The organism is Mesorhizobium sp. P2_B11, from assembly GCF_056404855.1.
Window position 1 is genome coordinate 138,845 of sequence record NZ_JBFUDF010000008.1, and the last position, 18,020, is coordinate 156,864.

Below are 18,020 nucleotides of genomic sequence, written 5' to 3' on the forward strand. Positions count from 1 at the left end.
AGCATTGCGGGTGGAGGATTGGCATGGACGATCTCAAATACGGCGCGCGCGACAAGCGCGGCGACTGGAAGCCGAACGGGCGCATCGAGGGCGCGCCGTTGTTGAACTGGCCGCCGAGACTGCCGAAGATCCTGGCGTGGCTGCCCGGCTATATCTGGCCGTGGAATGCGTTCCACATGGCCACGGCGCTGATCTACTGGTTCTATGTCGTCCCCGGCGTCGAGACGATGAAGACGATCAGTTGGGGGTGGGCGCTCTGGCTCTATGCCGTCAATGCCGCGGCGATCCTGATGTTCTACGGCATCTTCGAGCTGCGCTATTACATCAGGCGCGCCCAGGCGACGCGGTTCAAATACAACCACAAATTTCCAGGCGATGCGCCTTCGGACGTGTTCTGGTTCCAGAGCCAGAACCTCGACAACTTCCTGCGCTCGTTCTTCATCACCATGCCGTTGTGGACCGTGGTCGAAGTCATTTTCCTGTGGTGCTTTGCCAATGGCTACGCGCCGTGGGTCAGTTGGTCGGATCATCCAGTCTACCTCGCCGCCCTGGTGCTGATCGCGCCGGCCATCCACGAGGTGCACTTCTTCTTCATCCACCGCCTGATCCACTGGGGGCCGCTGTATCGCTGGATCCATTCGGTGCATCACAATTCGATCAACCCCTCGCCGTGGTCGTCGCTGTCGATGCATCCGGTGGAAGGGTTCCTCTATCACGCGGTCGCCTTCTGGCACCTTGTCATTCCGTCCAATCCGATCGTCGCGCTGTTCCAGCTGCACGTCGCCGGCTTCGGCGCCGTCAACGGTCATCTTGGCTTCGACAAGCTGGAAGTGACCGACGACAGGGCCGTCGATAGCCATGCCTACGCGCATTACCTGCACCACAAATATTTCGAGGTGAACTACGGCGGCGACGGGCTGATCCCGCTCGATCGCTGGTTCGGCACCTGGCACGACGGCACCAGGGAGGGCGACGCCATGATGGACGCCCGCTTCCAGAAAAAGAAGGAACGCATGAACGCCAAGGCCGCGGCGAACCATTGATCACGCGACGCCACGCGCAACGGGAGAGGGTGCGCGCCGGCAGACGAATTCACTGTTTTTCTGAACCCGTCGAACGACGGCAACTGGGAGGAGACGACATGAAGCGTACAACGAAACTCTTGACGGCGATGATGGCGGCGGCCGTGCTGGCGACATCAGCCACAGCCGCGATGGCCGACGGGGCGAAGATCTTCGTCATCGGCGGCAAGGCGGACGACCCGTTCTGGTCGAAGGTCAAGAAGGGCGCCGACGATGCCGGCAAGGTTGCCGAACTGACCGGCGGCTCGGTCACCTGGCTCGGTCCGCAGAACTACGACAATCTCGGCCCTGACGCGGCCAAGCTGATCCGCACCGCGCTCAGCCAGAAGCCGAGCGCCATCGTCGGCCCCGACTGGGTGCCGGAGGCCATGGATGACGCCTTCAAGGAAGTCGTTGCCGCGGGCGTGCCGCTCATCATCTACAATTCCGGCGGCATGGATGCAGCCAAGCGGCTCGGCGCCATGAACTATGTCGGCAACGAAGAATACACGGCTGGCCTGGGCGGCGGCGCCTATTTCGGCAACCATGGCGCCAAGAACGTTTTGTGCGTCAACACCTTGCCGGGCTCCACCAACACCGAGGACCGCTGCAAGGGCATCGCCGACGCCATCGCCAAGAGCGGCGGCAAATCGAGCCAGCTGCCGCTGCCTTCATCCAGCTTCGGCAACCCGACCGCGGTCGCCGAGGCGATCAAGGCCGCCGTGCTGAAAGACAATACGCTCGACGGTGTCATCACCATCAGTGCCGGCGACGCCAACAGCGCGGCCAACGCCATCAGCCAGGCCAGTGTCGGCGACAAGGTCAAGCTTGCGTCGTTCGACATGGACGAAACCGGCCTGCAGCGCATCAAGGACGGCACGCAATTGTTCGCTGTCGACCAGCAGCCGTATTTGCAGGGCTATCTCGCTGTGTCGCTGCTCAACGGCTTCGTCAATTATGGGCTGGACCTGCCGACGAAACCGGTGCTGACCGGGCCGGGGATCGTCGACGCGGCCAATGTCGCCGCGACTATGGGTGGCGCGGCGGCCGGCGCCCGGTAACGCTCCGCCTTGCCTTCTCCCCTTGTGGGAGAAGGTGGATCGGCGCGCAGCGCCGAGACGGTTGAGGGGTGCGTGGCGGATCGCCATCCTTGCCAAGCTGGAACACCCCTCATCCGTCGCCTGCGGCGACACCTTCTCCCACAAGGGGAGAAGGGGGAGCCAACGTGCCGACGCCCCAAAGAGAGCGGCAACCAAACCACAACGCCAGGGACCACTTCGATGACATCCCAAGCCCATCACCAAACCGCCGTGGCAGCCACCGCGCCCCCGCACTCTTCGATGCCCTCGATCGGCAGCCTCGTGCGCCGGCCCGAGGTCGGCTCCCTCATCGGCATGATCGCCGTTCTGGTGTTCTTCTCGATCTTCGGCGGCGCGAATTTCCTGTCGGCCGGCGGGTCCGCCAGCTGGCTCAACGTCGCTTCGGAACTGGGCATCATTGCGCTGCCGGTGGGATTGCTGATGATCGCCGGGCACCTCGATCTGTCCATCGGGTCGATGATCCCGGCCAGCTCGATGACCATAGCTATCCTCTCGGGTCATTACGGGTTGCCGATCATCGTCGGCATCCTCGCGGCGCTCTCCCTCGGGCTGGCTGTCGGCTTCATCAACGGCGTCCTGGTGATCCGCACCAAGGTGCCGTCCTTCGTCGTTACGCTCGCAACGCTGTTCGCGCTGGCCGGCCTGACGCTCGGCCTCTCGGTCATCCTGTCCGGCAGCACGAGTGTGGCACTGAAGAGCGGGCCGACCGCCAAGCTTTTGTTCGGCGACTATCTCGGTGGCAAGTTCCAGGTGACCCTGTTCTGGTGGATCGCCATCATCCTGATCGTTGGCTTCATCCTGAATTTCTCGCGCTTCGGCAACTGGATCCTGGCCATGGGCGGCGATGCCGTCAGCGCCCGCAATGCCGGCATCCCGACAGACCGGGTCACCATCGCGCTGTTCATGAGCAGCGGCCTGTGCGCATCCTTCGTCGGCATGTCGCAGGCGATCCTCTACAACAGCGCCCAGGTGGCGGCGGGGCAGTCTTTTATCTTCAACTCGATCATCGCGGTGGTCATCGGCGGCGTGCTGCTCACCGGCGGCTACGGCTCGGTGGTCGGCATCGTGCTCGGCACGCTGACCTTCTCCATCGTCAACCAGGGCATCTTCTACACCGGTTTCGACGCCAACTGGGCGAGCCTGATCATCGGCGTCCTGCTGCTCGCCGCCGTGCTGATGAACAACACCTTCCGCACCATGGCGCTCACCTACGCGCCGCGCACCAAGCAGAGGGCCCGCTGATGACAATGCCCTTGCTCAAGCTGACTGGAATCAACAAGTCGTTCGGTCCGATCGACGTGCTCCACGACATTTCGCTCGAGGTTAACGCAGGCGAGGTGCTGTGCCTGCTCGGCGACAATGGCGCTGGCAAGTCCACGCTGATCAAGATCCTCTCCGGTGTCCACAAGCCGACATCGGGGACAATGGAAATGGACGGCAAGGCAGTCGAGTTCGCCAGCCCGCGCGATGCCAGCGACCATGGCATCGCCACCGTCCACCAGTTTGGCGGGACGTTCGCGCTGATGAGCATCGGCCGTTCCTTCTTCGTCGGCGCCGAACCGACACGGCGCTGGGGGCCGCTCACCATCTACGACCGCAAGCGGGCCAACGAGATCGCCGTCACCGAGATGCGCCAGCTCGGCATCACCCGCATCGACGACGGCGACCGCCTGGTCGGTGGGCTGTCCGGCGGTGAACGCCAGGCGCTGGCCATCGCGCGCGCCGTGCATTTCGGCGCCAGCGTGCTGATCCTCGACGAGCCGACCGCGGCGCTTGGCGTCAAGGAGGCGGCGCATGTGCTGCGCATCGTGCTGCAGGCACGCCGCAAGGGCATCGCTGTCATCTTCATCACCCACAATGTCGTCCATGCGCTGACCGTCGGCGATCATTTCGCCGTGCTGATCAGAGGCTCCAAGGCCGCCGATTTCCGCAAAGGCGAGAAGAGCCGCGAAGCGATCACCGACCTGATGGCGGGCGGCGAGCAGATGGCCGAGCTTGAAGCGGAGATCGAGAGCTTCAGCGCAACACAGTGAAGACGCCCATCTCCTCCTCCCGGGCATCTTCCTGCGGCCGGCGGAATTCCGCCGGCCGCCTTTTCAGCCAACCAGAGACAGCTTGCAGGAACCAGCAATGGCAAAGTGGATTGATGCGTGTGCGACGGACGATATCGAGGAAGAGGATGTCATCCGCTTCGATCACGAAGGCCGGACCTTCGCCATCTTCCGCAGTCCGGACGATGCATTCTTCTGTACCGACGGGCTGTGCACGCATGAGAAGGTGCATCTGAGCGACGGGCTGGTTATGGGACACAGGATCGAATGCCCGAAGCACAACGGCGTGTTCGATTATCGGACCGGCGAAGCGGTGCGCGCGCCGGTCTGCGTGAACCTCAAAACCTACAACACGAAGGTCGAGGACGGCCGCGTGTATATCGAGGCCTGACATGTCCGATATTTTTACGCTTGCGGCTTGCGCGGAAATGCTTTGGCGCGACCGGCCGATGGAATTCCGCGTCAAGCGCCTCACCGAAATGGGTTTTCAGGTCGGCCTGTGGAACTGGCCTGAGCACGACCTCGCAATGCTGGAGAAATCCGGTGCCACCTTCTCGATCATGAACGGCTATCTGCGCGGCCGGTTGGCCGATGACGAGGGCGCCGCCGAACTGTTGAAGACGGCAAAGGAGACGGCGGCGGTCGGCAAGCGCCTCGGCGTCGCACGGCTCAATCTGCACGGCACCGGACTGGGCGAGGGCGGCCTTCCGGTTACGCCTTGCGAGATCGTTACCGGCGCGATGTGGCTCAAGGCGCGCGACACGCTCAACCGCATCGCGGACCTCGCCGACGCCGAGGGCGTGACCTTCACGCTGGAGAATTTGAACCTGCCAGTCGACCATCCCGGCGTGCCGTTTGGGCGCGCGGAAGATACGTTGGCGCTGGTGTCGAGCGTGAACCGGCCGGGACTTCGTCTCAATCTCGACCTCTACCATGCGCAGATCGGCGAAGGGAACCTGATCGAGCTCTGCCGCGCCTGCCTGCCATGGATCGGCGAGGTGCAGGTCGCCGATGTTCCGGGACGCATGGAGCCCGGGACCGGCGAGATCAACTACCGGGGCATCGCCCGCGCGCTGAAGGACATGGGCTATCGCGGACCGGTCGGCATGGAGGCGTTTGCCTCCGGCGACCCCGAGGCGGCGCTACTGGCCTTCCGCGACGCTTTCACTGTCTGAGGAACAACAATGGTCACCAAGAGCAACCGCCCCACCGTCGCCGACATCCGCGCCATGAAGAGCCGCGGGCAGAAGATATCCATGCTCTACGTCACCTCGCTCGAGGAGGCGGCGGCGGCGGATGCGGCCGGCGTCGACATGCTGTCGATCGAAGGCCGCTTCTTCTCGCCCGAGATGCGCGAGGCCGCCGGCCGCTGCTTCGTGCAGGTCGGGCTGCCCTATGGCCCGTTCGGCAATCTGATCACGGCCGAGGACTATCTGAAAACCGCCTATCACTACATGCGCATCGGTGGCGATTGCTTCTACTGCGCTGCCTCGCTCGATATCCAGAAGACGCTTTGTGACAATGCGGTGCCGGTCGTCGCCCATGTCGGCCTGATCCCGTCGCAATGCACCTGGACCGGTGGCTTCAAGGCGGTCGGCAGGACAGCCGAGGGCGCGCGTGCGGTGTGGGATCACGTCAAGCGCCTGGAAGCCATTGGCTGCTTTGGCGCCGAGCTGGAGGTAGTGCCAGATCGGATCGCCGAACTGATCACCGCGAATACGCCGATGATCATGCTTGGCATGGGCGCCGGGCCGCATGCCGATGCGCAGTATCTGTTCAGCGAGGACGTGCTCGGCCACACGGCCGGCCACAGACCGCGCCACGCCAAGACCTACCGTAACTTCGCCGCCGAGTTTGAGCGGCTGCAGCGCGAGCGTGTCGCCGCCTATCGCGAGTTCATCTCCGATGTGCAGACAGGCGCGTATCCCGAACCGCAGCACGTGGTCCCTATCACCGACACGGAACTGTCCACTTTCAAGGCCGCTCTGGGGCTGTAGCGATTTTCAGGCCGGCACACTGTCGGCGGATGATCCGTTGCCTTTCGCGCCGGCCAGTGTGGACAGGGCGCTCAGCAGCTTCGTCCGGTCCTTGCCGATCATGAGCACACCGCTGTCGGGCGCCAGCAGCGCCGAGAACGGCAGCATGGCGGCTCCAATCGAGGAAGCCTCGGCACCGAATTGCCCCGGCACGATCTCTGGCGCGACGATTCCGATGGCGCTCGCCTGGTTGAACTGGGTCTGCACCCTGGCCAGCAGTTCGAGATGGATCGGCCGCGGCAGGATCGAGTCGAGGACGATGGCCTCGATGTCGATGATGGAGGTGATGGCGATGATCGCCTCGACCAGCGCGCTTGCGCAATCGTCGATCCACTCGAACAAAGGCGCGCGCGCCTCCGGCGGCAGCGGGTCGAGTTCCCGCACACGGTTGATCACCACGCCTCGCGACCTCAGATGATTGACCAGCACATAGATCGAGGCGCGGTGCAGCAGGCTCTGGTAGCGCGCCGGCTTGGCGGCCACCGAATCGAGGCTTGAGGGCGAGACCGGCAAGGGCCCGAGTGCTGCGCTGTTGCCGTGCGGTCCGGTATGGACCTTGCCGCCTTGCACCAGGCCGCCGCCGACGAAAGTGTCGATCGAGATGTGCATGAAGTCGCGGAAGCGGGCGCCGGCGCCCWGGACCAGTTCGGCAAGTGCCGCCGACGTGGCATCGTTTTCGACGAACACCGGCGTCTTTGCCGGGGTGGCAAAGCATGTCGTCAGGTCGATTGCTTCCCAGCGGCTGCCGAGATCGTCGGGAAAGCAAAGCTCCTCGCTCCAGCCGCCGAGGAAATAGGGCGAGGCAATGCCGACGCCGACGATGCTGGCATCGCCAAGCCCGTCGACCAGTTTTTCGAAAGTCGCCAGCGCCGTGTTGCCGGCCTTGAGCACTAGGTCGGGATCGGGGAAGCGGTATTCGTGCGACTCACGCGCCCGGATTTCGCCAGCAAAATCGACCAGCACCGCTTCCAGCGCGCGTCGGCCGATCTTGATGCCGACGCTGTAGATGCGCTCCGGCGTCAGCCGGTACAGCGTGGAGGGCGATCCGCGCTGCCCGAACCTTTTTCCCACTTGCTTTACAAAACCGGACGACTCCAGCCCGTCGACAATCGCAGCGACCGCTGCCGGCGTCAGGCTGGCCGCACGCGCCAGATCGGACTTGGACGCTTCCTTGAGACGGCGGATAGCGTCGAGCACGAAACGCTCATTGTAGTGCCGAACTTTGACAGAATTGCTGCCTTTTCCTGACAAACCCGCATCTCCCCAATTGTCGCCATTCCGCCCGCGAAGGCTGCAAACCACCTGCGGCCGAGGGCACCCGGTGGTGCCTGTGTTGGCAGCGACAGTGCGCGCCGGCACCATGGAAGTCAATTTTCTCGTTGCGCCTTTGTCTCATTTAATATAGCAAATTGAAAAAATAACTAGACCGGGAGGAGACGTGCTGCACTCGGGCACACAAAGCAAAGCCGACGCTGCGGTGGTGCGGGCTGTCCCCGTGGCCCTGGTCCAAGCGACGAAGGCTTTCGGCGGCACGATTGCGCTCAAGGACGCCTCCTTCGAGTTGCGCTCTGGCGAGGTGCTGGCGCTGCTAGGCGAAAACGGCGCCGGCAAGAGCACCTGCGTGAAGCTGTTGGCCGGGGTGCATTCTCCCACCAGTGGCCACGTCGAGGTCGACGGCAGGCCGGCAACCTTTCATTCGCCGCACGATGCGCAGGCCGCAGGCATTGCGGTCATGCACCAGCATCCCGGCCTGTTTCCCGATCTCTCGGTGGCGGAAAACATCTATCTCGGCCACATGCCGCGCGGCTTCGGCGGCATCGACAATGCCGCCATGCTTGCCGGCGCGCGCAAGGTGCTGGCCACCGTCGGCCTCGATGTACCGGCGGCAACGCGGTTAGGGACACTGCGCACCTCCGAACAGCAGCTGGTCGAGATCGCCCGGGCATTGTCGCTCAATGCGCGCGTGCTGATCATGGACGAGCCGACGGCCGCATTGTCGCAGCGCGAGGTCGAGCGGCTTTTCACAGTCGTTGCCGATCTCAGGCTGCACGGTGTGGCGATGATGTTCGTCGGCCACCGCATGGACGAGATATTCCGCATCGCTGATCGCATCGCCGTGTTGCGCGACGGCCGCCTCATCGGCGTCAAGCCGAAGGCCGGTCTTGGCCGCGCAGCCGCCATCAGCATGATGGTCGGCCGTGAAGTTACCGACCTCTATCCCGAACGGCATCACGCTTCAGGCGCGCTGGTGCTGGAAGCGAAAGGGCTTTCGCGCGCCGGCGGTTTTTCCAACATCGACATCAAGCTGCACGCCGGCGAGGTGGTCGGCCTCGGCGGGCTCGTCGGCAGCGGGCGCACCGAGATCGCGCGCGTGCTGTTCGGCATCGACCGTCCCGACGCCGGCGAAATCCTGATCGACGGCAAGCCGGTGCAGTTCGCCTCGGCGCGCGACGCCATGGATGCGCGCATCGCCTATGTCTCTGAAGACCGCATGGGCCAGAGCCTGGTGATGGATTTCTCCATTCTCGACAATGCGGTGCTGCCGGTGCTCGACAAGGCCGCACCCGCCGGCCTCTACGGTACCGATCGAGCTATCGATCTGGTGGCGGATTGGCTGAAGCGCATGAAACTGCGCTTTGCCGGCTACGGGCAGCCGGTCAAGGAATTGTCGGGCGGCAACCAGCAGAAGGTGGTGCTGGCCAAATGGTTGCGCACCGAGCCGCGTGTGCTCATCCTCGACGAGCCGACGCAAGGCATCGATGTCGGCACCAAAGCGGAAGTGCATGCGATGATCGCCGACCTTGCCGCGCAGGGCATGGCGATCCTCTTGATCTCGTCTGAAATGCCCGAACTGATCGGCATGTGCGACCGCATCGTCGTGCTGCGCGAAGGCCACCAGACGGCCGAGTTTTCGCGTGGGCAAGCCACGCAGGAAAAGGTGCTGGAGGCAGCGACCAGGACCGATGAGCGCGCCGGCCAGGCGACGCAGCTGGAGCGCAGTGACGAAAAGGCAAAAGGCCCGTTCGATTTTCTGAAGCGGCGAGAGTTCGGTCTGCTCGCCGCGATGCTGGCGGTCGCCATTCCCGTCACCATCATCAACCCGCGCATGGTGAGCGCGGCAAACCTCACCGCTGTGTCGATGGATGCTGCCTTGCTGATTGTTGCGGCGCTCGCACAGATGCTGGTGCTGATCACCCGCAACATCGACCTGTCGATCGCTGCCGTGATCGGCCTTTCCGCCTATATGGCGGCCAGCATGGTGCAGGCCTATCCGGGGTTGGACATCGCCATCGGGCTGGTCACCGCTTGCGCGATCGGCGGCTTTGCCGGGCTGCTCAACGGGCTTGTCGTGACCCGGGGAAAAATCCCGGCCATCGTCGTCACGCTGGCCTCGATGTCGATCTTTCGCGGCTTCAATTCGATCTGGGCGGCGGGCGACCAGGTCAGCGCCGATGAGGTCACGCAAGCCTGGCTCGACATGACCGGGCTGAAGATCGCCGGCGTGCCGCTGATCGTCGTCATCGCCATTGTCATCCTGTGTGCCGGCTATGTGCTGCTCTACCGCACGGCCACCGGGCGCGAGCTGTTTGCCACCGGCTCCAACCCGGATGGCGCAAGGCTGATCGGTATCCCGGTCGACCGGCGCATCCTGCTCGCCTTCGGCATGGCCGGCCTGCTCGGCGGCCTGTGCGGGGCGCTGTGGGCCTCGCGCTACGCCACCATCGACGCCCGCGTCGCGCTCGGCTTCGAGCTGACGGTCATCGCCTCCGCCGTGGTCGGCGGCGTCGCCATCCGTGGCGGTTCAGGCACGCTGCTCGGCATCATCCTTGGCGCGCTCACTTTGCTGGTCATCAAGAACGGGCTGACGCTGGTGCGGGTCGATCCGCTCTGGCTGCAAGGCGTCTACGGCCTGGTGATCCTGGTCGCCATCGGCATCGACACTTTCATCGTGCGGCGCGCCGAGCAGGCAAGACAGGCGAGGGCGAGATGAGAAAATTCCTGCGCTCGATCGACTTCTGGGACCTGCTGCTGGCGACCGCTTGCCTCGCCGTCTTCGTCTATGCGGCGGTGTTCGTGCCGAATTTCGTGTCCGGCTTCAATCTCTCGCAGCTGGCGGCGAGCGCTTCGGAAAAGGCGTTGCTGATCCTGCCGATGACGCTGCTCATCATCACCCGCGAGATCGACCTGTCGATCGCCTCGGTGCTGGCGCTGACCTCCGTGGTGTTCGGCCTGGCTGTCCAGGCCGGTGTGCCGACGCTGGCCGCAATCCCGCTGACGCTTGCCTTCGGCGGCCTGCTTGGCGCCTTCAACGGCTATCTCGTCTCGGGGCTGGGGCTGCAGTCGCTGGTGGTGACGCTCGGCACCATGGCGCTCTACCGGGGCATTGGCTACATCCTGCTCGGCACCGGCTCGGTCAACATATTGCCGCCCGCTATCGTCGATTTCGGCATCAACAATTTGCCGGGCACACAGATTCCATGGACGATTGTGCCGTTCCTGCTGCTGGCGCCGATCTTCGCGATCGTGTTGCAGAAGACGCCGACGGGAAAACGCATCTACGCGCTCGGCGGCAGCCCGGAAGTGGCGCGCTATTCCGGCATCGACACGCGCAAAATGGTGCTGAAGCTGTTCGTCGTCTCCGGCGTCGTCGCGGCCATTGCCGGCATCGTCTATACCGCGCGGCTTTCCAATGCCCGCGCCAACAATGCGCTCGGCATGGAACTCGACGTCATCACCATCGTGCTGCTCGGCGGCGTCAGTGTCTTTGGCGGCAAGGGCAAGCTCACCGGCGTGATGCTGGCGCTGCTGCTGATCGCCATCATCCGCAACGTGCTGGCGCTCAACCAGATCGGCGGCGACGCCCAAGGCATGATCATCGGCCTGCTTCTGATCGGCTCGCTGCTGGTCGGCAATTACTGGCGCTCCCTGGAGGAGCGGCTCTCGAGATCGCGCGCCTTGCGCGAAACCAAGGGGTGATTTCGGGACCCTTCCTGCAAGCCCGAATTCTTTGATGGAGGAGTGTACAATGAAAGCGTTTAGACTAGTCCTGCTCGCATCCGCGGTTCTGCTTGCGCCGGTATCGCTGGCTTACAGCCAGGAATGCGCCAAGGAACCGGTGACCGTCGGCTTCCTGCCCAAGCTCGACACAGATCCCTATTTCAAGGTGGCTTTCGGCGGCGCCGAAGAGGCGGCGAAGGAAATTGGCGGCACCGCTACCCAGGTCGCCCCGTCGCAGGCGACGGCCGAGGCACAGATCGAATTCATCAACAGCCTGGTGTCGCAGAAGGTCGGGGTCATCGCAATTGCCGGCAACGACGCCAACGCTGTTGCGCCCGCGCTGAAGCGCGCCGTTCAGCAGGGCGTCCGGGTTATCTCGTATGACTCCGACGTGGCGGCCGATGCCCGCGCGGTCTTCGTCAACCAGGTGAAAGGCGACAGTCTCGCCGAAATGATGCTGGAAAGTGCCTTCAACCTCAGCGGCGGCGAGGGCGAATTCGCCATCCTGTCGTCGACGCCGACAGCAACCAACCAGAACGCCTGGATCGACTTCATGAAGGCGAAGATGGCGGCCGAGCCGAAATACGCCAAGATGAAGCTGGTGCAGGTCGCCTATGGCGAAGAAAGCGAGCAGGTCAACCAGCAGCAGGCACTGGCGCTGGTGCAGGCGTTTCCGGATCTCAAGGTGATTATCGTTCCGGCAGGGATTGGCCTTCCGGCCGCCGCGCGTGCACTCGAGGAAGCCGGCATGATCGGCAAGGTCAAGCTGACGGGGCTGGCGCCGGCCACTCTGATCTCGAAATACATCAAGGATGGCGCGGCGCAGGATATCTGGTGGAATGTCACCGATCTTGGCTATCTGACCTATCAGACGGCCCAGGCTCTGGCGCAGTGCAAGATCACCGGCAAGGAAGGTGAGAAGTTCACGGCAGGCAGGCTCGGCGAATACACGATCGGGGCCAGCGGCGAACTGATCCTTGGCCCGGCCAAGATCGTGACGCCGGAAAACCTGGCCGAGTTCAAGTTCTAAGCCTCCCAAGGCCCGGCGGGCGCCGGTTCGAGCCGGCGCCCGCCCTTCCAATCTTCAGTTGAACAGTGCGAGGGCGACGATGAAACTCTTGCTGGCAGGCGAGACGTTCGCAGCGACGACTTCTGTCGCTGCCGGCGGCGACGTGCTGACAAGTGCGACATGGATAAACGGCGCGACGGCCTTCAATGCCGCGCTCGCCGCCGAGGGCATCGCGGTCACGCAGATCGGCGGCGATCGCTGCGCGGCCGAATTCCCCTATGATGTTGAAGCGCTCGCCGAATACCAGGCGGTGGTGATCTCCGATGTCGGCGCGCTGACCTTGCTGGTGACCCCAGAGGCCCGCACCGGGCGCATCGGCGTCAACCGGCTCGAGGTGCTGAAAACCTATGTCGAAGGCGGCGGCGGGCTGATGCTGGCCGGCGGCTATATGGGGTTCCAGGGCATGTTCGGCACGGCACGCTTCCACGACACCCCGGTCGAGGATGTGCTGCCGGTCCGCTGCCTTCCATTCTCGGACGGGCTGGAAGTGCCGCAAGGCCTACAGGCTTCCATTCTGCAGTCGTCGCATCCGATCCTTGCCGGTGTGGCGGGTCCGTTGCCGCCGATCCTCGGCATGAACAAGCTGGATTTCAGGCGGGACGGCTCGTCCCAGCTTCTGGCGACCTGCCACTATCGCGGCACCGACTGGCCGTTGCTTGCGGTTCGTCAGCATGGCCGCGGCCGCACCGTCGCCTGGGCGACCGATATCGGCCCGCACTGGCTGTCGCAGGACTTTCTCGGCTGGCCGCTCTACGGCACGCTGATGGGCAACATCGTCCGCTGGCTCGCCGGCAAGGATTAGAGCCAGGCATGCTTGCGGGGCAGGGCTAGTCCTGATCGCTGATCAGTGCGTCGCGCAACGTCTGGATCTGCCGATTCAGAGCGTCGAGCTGAGGCAGCGTCATGCCCGAGCGCTCGATCAGGGTTTCGTTGAGGCAGTTGCACTGGGAGAGCAGGGCGCGGCCGGCGGGGGTCAGGTCGACCTGCACCTGGCGCTCGTCGGTCTGGCTGCGCTGACGGGTGACCAGGCCGGCCTGTTCCATGCGCTTGACCAGCGGCGTGATCGTGCTCGATTCCAGAGCAAGCCTGTGCGCAATCGAGCCGATCGACATGCCGTCGGCCTCGGCAAGCGCGTTCAGCACGAGGTACTGCGGATAGGTGATCCCCATCTTGTCGAGCATCGGCTTGTAGGTGCGGTTGATCGCCATTGACGTGGCGTAGAGGGTGAAACAGATCTGGTTGTCCAACGGGAGAGGCACGACGCATTCCTTTGCCGACTGAGCGTTTTTGATATGTACCACGAAAAATAATATCGCGATACATATTTCCTGTAGACAAGGGTTTCGATCTGCGCTAGTCATATTGTTATCGCGATATTGATTATCGCGAAAACAATCAATGGAGATTGAGATGACCAAGCCCGGCAGCAGCACGATCACCACCAAGGACGGCACCGAGATTTTCTACAAGGATTGGGGCACCGGCCAGCCCATCGTCTTCCATCATGGCTGGCCGCTGAGCAGCGACGACTGGGACGCCCAGATGCTGTTCTTCCTGGAGAAGGGCTATCGCGTCATTGCCCATGACCGGCGCGGCCATGGCCGCTCGACCCAGACCGATACCGGCAACGAGATGGACACCTATGCCGCCGACGTCGCGGAACTTGTGGCGCATCTCGACCTCAAGGACGCCATCCATGTCGGCCATTCCACGGGCGGCGGTGAGGTGGCGCGTTATGTCGCCAAGTACGGCAAAGGCGGTCGCGTCGCCAAGGCGGCGCTGCTCGGCGCCGTGCCGCCGATCATGCTGAAGACCGCGGCCAATCCCGGCGGTCTGCCGATCGAAGTGTTCGATGGCTTCCGCGCTGCCCAGGCCGCCAACCGCGCCCAGTTCTTCCACGATGTTGCAGCCGGTCCGTTCTACGGCTTCAACCGTCCCGGCGCTCAAGTCTCGCAGGCGGTCGTCGAGAATTGGTGGCGCCAGGGCATGATGGGCGGCACCAAGGCGCATTATGATTGCATCAAGGCCTTCTCGGAAACCGACTTCACCGAAGACCTGAAGGCGATCGACGTGCCGGTGCTGGTCATGCATGGCGACGACGACCAGATCGTTCCGATCGCGGACTCGGCGCTGCTGTCGGTCAAGCTGCTCAAGAAGGGCGAGCTCAAGGTCTACAAGGGCTTCCCGCATGGCATGGCCACGACCCATGCCGACGTCATCAACGCCGACCTCTTGGCCTTCATCAAGGCCTGATACTGTCCGCCTGGAACAGGCAAGGCACCCGCCGTCAGGCGGGTGCCTTGTGCTTTCATCGAAATGCTCGCTAGGCCTACTTGGCGAGAAAATCCGTGATCAGCTTGACGGTGGCGTCGGGATTTTCCTCCATGATCCAGTGACCGGAGGCGGGCACGATGCCGCCGGTGACATCGGTCGCAACAAGCCGCAAGGTATCGGCCTGCGTGGTGCCGGCGGATTTTTCGCCGCCAACAGCCAGCACCGGCATGGTCAGTTTGCCGCCGGCTGCAAGCATCGCCTGGTTGTCGATCGCGTCCTGGTCAAAGGCCTTGAACTGCTCGAAAGCGTCATGCATCGCATGCGGGCGGGCATAGAGTTTGGCGTAGTGCCTGCGCGTTGCCTCGTCGATCTTCTTCGGGTCGGCCGACAGCTCGTTGTAGAAGCGGTCGAGATAGATGCGCTCGCGCCCCGCGACCAGCCGCTCCATGTCCGGCCCGCGGAAGTTGAAGTGCCAAAGCAGCGGGCTCTGCTTGATCTTTTCCCAGTCGCCGATGCCGGGCAGCGGCGCATCGATGATGACCCATTTGGTGATGCGCTTGGGATATTGCGCGGCAAGCGCATAGCCGACCATGTTGCCGATATCGTGGGTGACCAGGTCGGCCTTGTCGATCTTCAGGGCATCCAACACGCCGGCGATGTCCACGGCCTGGTTCTTCTTGGTGTAGCCAACGTCCGGGTGGGCAGACAGACCCATGCCGCGCAGGTCCGGCACGATGACGGTATGGTCCTTCGCAAGCGCCACCGCAGCCGCGCCCCACATGTCGCCGGTATCGGCAAAGCCGTGCAGCAGCACGACAGCGGGACCCTTTCCGCCGACGCGCACATAGAGTTTGGTTCCGTTGGTTTCGACGGACTGCGTCTTGAATCCCGGCGGGAAAGGAACGATGCGTGCCGTGGCCGGCACGGTAACAAAAAGCAGGCCCAACACGGCCAACACGATCTTGCGCATACCATTCTCCAGAGACGTCGGAGGCCCCAAGCCTTCAGCGATGACTATCTCGTAGCAGGCTTTTCACCCGGCGTATGGCGAAAGAAGCAAAGAGGGCGCAGCAAATGCCGCACCCTCTTGTCTAATCCGGAAAATCGAACGGTTTAGCTGGCTACCGCCTGCGCCTTCCTGGCTTCCTTCATGTTGGGCAGGAAGACCGTCAGCAGACCGAGCAGCGGCAGATACGAGCAGATCTGGAAGACGAAATCGATGCCCTTCATGTCGGCGACGACGCCGAGCACGGCAGCAGCGATGCCGCCCATGCCGAAGGCGAAGCCGAAGAAGATGCCGGCGATGGTGCCGACACGCCCCGGCACCAGTTCCTGCGCGAAGACGACGATGTTGGAGAAGGCCGAGGACAGGATCAGGCCGATCAGCACCGTCAACACCATCGTCCATTCGAAATTGGCGTAGGGCAGGGCGAGCGTGAAAGGCAGCACGCCGACGATCGAGAACCAGATCATCGCCTTCTGGCCATAGCGGTCGCCGAACGGGCCGCCGAGCAGGATGCCGAGCGCCGAGGCGCCGAGGAACAGGAACAGCATGACCTGGCTCATCTGCACCGACACGCCGAACTTATGGATGGAGTAGAAGGTGTAGTAGCTGGAGAGCGAGGCGATGTAGGCGTTCTTGGTCAGCACCAGCAGCGTCAGCACGGCCAGCGCTGCCATCACCTTGCGGCGCGGGAAGGGCGAGACGAAGCTTGCCGCCTTGCGATTGCCTTGCGCGGCGCGCATGCGGCTGTACCAGCCGCCGACCCGCGACAAAACGATGATGCCGATCAGCGAACCGACGGCGAACCAGGAAATGCTTGTCTGGCCGAAGGGCACGACGATGAAGGCGGCAAGCAGCGGCCCCATCGACTGGCCGAAATTGCCGCCGACCTGGAACAGCGATTGCGCCAGGCCAAAGCGGCCGCCCGAGGCGAAGCGGGCAATGCGCGAGGATTCCGGATGGAAGATCGCCGAGCCGATGCCGATCAGCGAGGCGCCGACCAGAAGCAGCGCGTAATGGCCGGCATAGGCGAGCACGACCAGGCCGATCAGCGAAGACGCCATGCCATAGGGCAGGGAATAGGGCATCGGTCGCCTGTCGGTGATCATGCCGATGATCGGCTGCAGCAGCGACGCCGTAACCTGGAAGGTGAAGGTCAAAAGACCGATCTGCCAGAAATCGAGGCCGTAATTCTCTTTCAGCAGCGGATAGATCGCCGGCAGCAGCGACTGCATGATGTCGTTGATGCCATGGCAAAAGCTCACCGCCAGGATGACGGTGAAGGCGGTTGCCTGGACTGAAGGGAGGCTGGCGGACGCCGGCGGCGCTATGCTGGTGGCTGTGGTATCGGTCAAGACAGGCTCCGAGGTCTTTTTGGCGGGTGTTTGCCCGCGGGCAGGCTTGGCGGCCGCTCCTGCGGACCGCCTTAAGGACGCTCGTCTGGAAGCGCCTTGGGGGACGACTGCCTTATAAGCTGCTTGCGAGGCGACTTCTTTCGTGGTTTGGTCCAATAGTTTCGCAAGTGGGCCATAGCCGATGCCACATGGCAGGGACGTCTTCCGCGCCGGCAATGCCGATCTCGGGCAACTGCACGAAAGCCGCTGGCAGTGGCTGGAGGAGGTTTCCGGGCCGGCGGTGGCTTTGCCGACCGAGTATCCTGATGGTTACCATGTGCCGCAACACCGCCACAGCCGCAGCCAGCTCTTGCATGCGCTGGTCGGCGTCGTGCTGGTGACGACGCGGTACGGGCGCTGGATGGTGCCGCCCGACCATGCGATGTGGATACCGGCCGGCACGGAGCATTCGGTCGAAATGCTGGGCGATGTCTCGATGCGCTCGGTCTATGTCATGCCAGGCGCAATCCCCGGCCTGCCGGAAGGCTTGCGCGTCGTCGGCGTCACCGAGCTGATGCACAGCCTGATCGTCGAATCGGAAAAGCTGCCGCAAGGCGGCGAACTGGAAGGGCGCGGCGGGCTGATCATGAACCTGTTGTTGCACGAGATTCCGATCTTGCCGGAACGGCCGCTCGGGCTGCCGTTCCCGACCGATGCGAAGCTGGCAGCACTCTGCCGGCGCTTCGTCGCGGCACCGTCGCCGCATGCCACGATCGACGAGTGGGCCGATGCCGCTGGCATGAGCCGCCGCTCGTTCACCCGCGCCTTCCATCGCCAGACCGGGCTGTCCCTGTCGACATGGCGCCAGCAGGCCTGCCTGTTTGCAGCGCTGCCCAGGCTCGCCGATGGCGAGCCGATCACCAGGGTGGCGCTCGACCTCGGCTATGACAGCGTGCCGGCCTTCATCACCATGTTCAAGCGCATGCTGGGCGCCTCGCCGCGCGGCTATATGCGCGGCGCGCGCGACGAAGGCATGCGGCGGGCTCTGCCTCGCCTGGAGGGCCCGACGCCATAAGCAGCGCCGGAGCCCGCAT

General features: G+C 63.8%; 17 protein-coding genes. 13 read left to right on the forward strand and 4 right to left on the reverse strand.

All coding sequences use genetic code 11. From position 1 onward, the window contains the following. The first annotated feature begins 23 nt into the window (after positions 1–23). The 7 genes from AC1DYJ_RS25490 to AC1DYJ_RS25520 all read left to right on the forward strand — a co-directional run bounded on the left by AC1DYJ_RS25490 (position 24) and on the right by AC1DYJ_RS25520 (position 6,209). Entirely contained in the window at positions 24–1,043 is a 1,020-nt protein-coding gene (locus tag AC1DYJ_RS25490) for a sterol desaturase family protein (RefSeq protein ID WP_477285293.1), read from the forward strand. Between the two features lie 98 nt (positions 1,044–1,141). Continuing rightward, positions 1,142–2,122 carry a sugar ABC transporter substrate-binding protein gene (locus AC1DYJ_RS25495; protein WP_477285291.1) on the forward strand — a complete coding sequence of 327 codons (981 nt, stop codon included), beginning with the start codon at positions 1,142–1,144 and terminating at the stop codon, positions 2,120–2,122. A gap of 279 nt (positions 2,123–2,401) precedes the next feature. Beyond that, positions 2,402–3,403, forward strand: coding sequence for an ABC transporter permease (locus tag AC1DYJ_RS25500; RefSeq protein WP_477285545.1), 1,002 nt, complete (start codon positions 2,402–2,404; stop codon positions 3,401–3,403). Beyond that, on the forward strand, positions 3,403–4,194 hold the full coding sequence (locus tag AC1DYJ_RS25505; RefSeq protein ID WP_477285289.1) for an ATP-binding cassette domain-containing protein: 792 nt from the start codon (positions 3,403–3,405) through the stop codon (positions 4,192–4,194). The genes AC1DYJ_RS25500 and AC1DYJ_RS25505 overlap by 1 nt, the downstream gene beginning before the upstream one ends. Positions 4,195–4,291: 97 nt before the next feature. Further along, complete coding sequence (locus tag AC1DYJ_RS25510; RefSeq protein ID WP_477285287.1) at positions 4,292–4,603, forward strand: MocE family 2Fe-2S type ferredoxin; 312 nt, start codon at positions 4,292–4,294, stop codon at positions 4,601–4,603. A 1-nt stretch (position 4,604) separates the two neighbouring features. Next, entirely contained in the window at positions 4,605–5,387 is a 783-nt protein-coding gene (locus AC1DYJ_RS25515; protein ID WP_477285285.1) for a TIM barrel protein, read from the forward strand. A 9-nt stretch (positions 5,388–5,396) separates the two neighbouring features. Next, the gene (locus AC1DYJ_RS25520; protein WP_477285283.1) at positions 5,397–6,209 is read left to right on the forward strand and encodes a 3-methyl-2-oxobutanoate hydroxymethyltransferase; all 813 of its coding nucleotides are present in this window, start codon (positions 5,397–5,399) and stop codon (positions 6,207–6,209) included. A 6-nt stretch (positions 6,210–6,215) separates the two neighbouring features. Here AC1DYJ_RS25520 and AC1DYJ_RS25525 read toward each other — a convergent pair whose 3' ends face one another. Then, complete coding sequence (locus AC1DYJ_RS25525) at positions 6,216–7,445, reverse strand: ROK family transcriptional regulator (RefSeq protein WP_477426290.1); 1,230 nt, start codon at positions 7,443–7,445, stop codon at positions 6,216–6,218. A gap of 298 nt (positions 7,446–7,743) precedes the next feature. Between AC1DYJ_RS25525 and AC1DYJ_RS25530 the strand changes: the two genes are divergently transcribed. The 4 genes from AC1DYJ_RS25530 (at position 7,744) to AC1DYJ_RS25545 (ending at position 13,117) form a co-directional block, all read left to right on the forward strand. After that, entirely contained in the window at positions 7,744–10,239 is a 2,496-nt protein-coding gene (locus AC1DYJ_RS25530) for an ATP-binding cassette domain-containing protein (RefSeq protein ID WP_477285279.1), read from the forward strand. Continuing rightward, entirely contained in the window at positions 10,236–11,225 is a 990-nt protein-coding gene (locus AC1DYJ_RS25535; RefSeq protein WP_477285277.1) for an ABC transporter permease, read from the forward strand. Before AC1DYJ_RS25530 ends, AC1DYJ_RS25535 begins: the two co-directional genes overlap by 4 nt. Positions 11,226–11,274: 49 nt before the next feature. Further along, on the forward strand, positions 11,275–12,276 hold the full coding sequence (locus tag AC1DYJ_RS25540; RefSeq protein WP_477285275.1) for a rhamnose ABC transporter substrate-binding protein: 1,002 nt from the start codon (positions 11,275–11,277) through the stop codon (positions 12,274–12,276). 79 nt (positions 12,277–12,355) lie between these two features. Next, positions 12,356–13,117, forward strand: coding sequence for a glutamine amidotransferase (locus AC1DYJ_RS25545; RefSeq protein ID WP_477285273.1), 762 nt, complete (start codon positions 12,356–12,358; stop codon positions 13,115–13,117). Positions 13,118–13,142: 25 nt separating this feature from the next. Here AC1DYJ_RS25545 and AC1DYJ_RS25550 read toward each other — a convergent pair whose 3' ends face one another. Then, entirely contained in the window at positions 13,143–13,574 is a 432-nt protein-coding gene (locus AC1DYJ_RS25550) for a MarR family winged helix-turn-helix transcriptional regulator (protein WP_477285271.1), read from the reverse strand. A gap of 151 nt (positions 13,575–13,725) precedes the next feature. On the opposite strand from AC1DYJ_RS25550, the gene AC1DYJ_RS25555 reads away from it, so the two are divergent. After that, positions 13,726–14,568, forward strand: a complete 843-nt coding sequence (locus AC1DYJ_RS25555; protein WP_477285269.1) for an alpha/beta fold hydrolase — start codon at positions 13,726–13,728, stop codon at positions 14,566–14,568. A gap of 76 nt (positions 14,569–14,644) precedes the next feature. Here the strand turns inward: AC1DYJ_RS25555 and AC1DYJ_RS25560 are convergent, their stop codons facing one another. Both AC1DYJ_RS25560 and AC1DYJ_RS25565 read right to left on the reverse strand, forming a co-directional pair. Then, complete coding sequence (locus tag AC1DYJ_RS25560; RefSeq protein WP_477285267.1) at positions 14,645–15,559, reverse strand: alpha/beta fold hydrolase; 915 nt, start codon at positions 15,557–15,559, stop codon at positions 14,645–14,647. A 143-nt stretch (positions 15,560–15,702) separates the two neighbouring features. Then, positions 15,703–16,947, reverse strand: coding sequence for an MFS transporter (locus AC1DYJ_RS25565; RefSeq protein ID WP_477285265.1), 1,245 nt, complete (start codon positions 16,945–16,947; stop codon positions 15,703–15,705). 181 nt (positions 16,948–17,128) lie between these two features. Here AC1DYJ_RS25565 and AC1DYJ_RS25570 point away from each other — a divergent pair, with 181 nt between their 5' ends. Next, positions 17,129–18,001 carry an AraC family transcriptional regulator gene (locus AC1DYJ_RS25570; protein WP_477285263.1) on the forward strand — a complete coding sequence of 291 codons (873 nt, stop codon included), beginning with the start codon at positions 17,129–17,131 and terminating at the stop codon, positions 17,999–18,001. The last annotated feature ends 19 nt before the right edge of the window (positions 18,002–18,020 follow it).

What these genes read in the sequence shown, in the direction of transcription:
- AC1DYJ_RS25490 (WP_477285293.1), top strand. Translation starts at nt 24, where the DNA reads ATGGACGATCTCAAATACGGCGCGCGCGACAAGCGCGGCGACTGGAAG.
- AC1DYJ_RS25495 (WP_477285291.1), top strand. Translation starts at nt 1,142, where the DNA reads ATGAAGCGTACAACGAAACTCTTGACGGCGATGATGGCGGCGGCCGTG.
- AC1DYJ_RS25500 (WP_477285545.1), top strand. Translation starts at nt 2,402, where the DNA reads ATGCCCTCGATCGGCAGCCTCGTGCGCCGGCCCGAGGTCGGCTCCCTC.
- AC1DYJ_RS25505 (WP_477285289.1), top strand. Translation starts at nt 3,403, where the DNA reads ATGACAATGCCCTTGCTCAAGCTGACTGGAATCAACAAGTCGTTCGGT.
- AC1DYJ_RS25510 (WP_477285287.1), top strand. Translation starts at nt 4,292, where the DNA reads ATGGCAAAGTGGATTGATGCGTGTGCGACGGACGATATCGAGGAAGAG.
- AC1DYJ_RS25515 (WP_477285285.1), top strand. Translation starts at nt 4,605, where the DNA reads ATGTCCGATATTTTTACGCTTGCGGCTTGCGCGGAAATGCTTTGGCGC.
- AC1DYJ_RS25520 (WP_477285283.1), top strand. Translation starts at nt 5,397, where the DNA reads ATGGTCACCAAGAGCAACCGCCCCACCGTCGCCGACATCCGCGCCATG.
- AC1DYJ_RS25535 (WP_477285277.1), top strand. Translation starts at nt 10,236, where the DNA reads ATGAGAAAATTCCTGCGCTCGATCGACTTCTGGGACCTGCTGCTGGCG.
- AC1DYJ_RS25540 (WP_477285275.1), top strand. Translation starts at nt 11,275, where the DNA reads ATGAAAGCGTTTAGACTAGTCCTGCTCGCATCCGCGGTTCTGCTTGCG.
- AC1DYJ_RS25545 (WP_477285273.1), top strand. Translation starts at nt 12,356, where the DNA reads ATGAAACTCTTGCTGGCAGGCGAGACGTTCGCAGCGACGACTTCTGTC.
- AC1DYJ_RS25555 (WP_477285269.1), top strand. Translation starts at nt 13,726, where the DNA reads ATGACCAAGCCCGGCAGCAGCACGATCACCACCAAGGACGGCACCGAG.
- AC1DYJ_RS25560 (WP_477285267.1), bottom strand. Translation starts at nt 15,559, where the DNA reads ATGCGCAAGATCGTGTTGGCCGTGTTGGGCCTGCTTTTTGTTACCGTG.
- AC1DYJ_RS25570 (WP_477285263.1), top strand. Translation starts at nt 17,129, where the DNA reads ATGCCACATGGCAGGGACGTCTTCCGCGCCGGCAATGCCGATCTCGGG.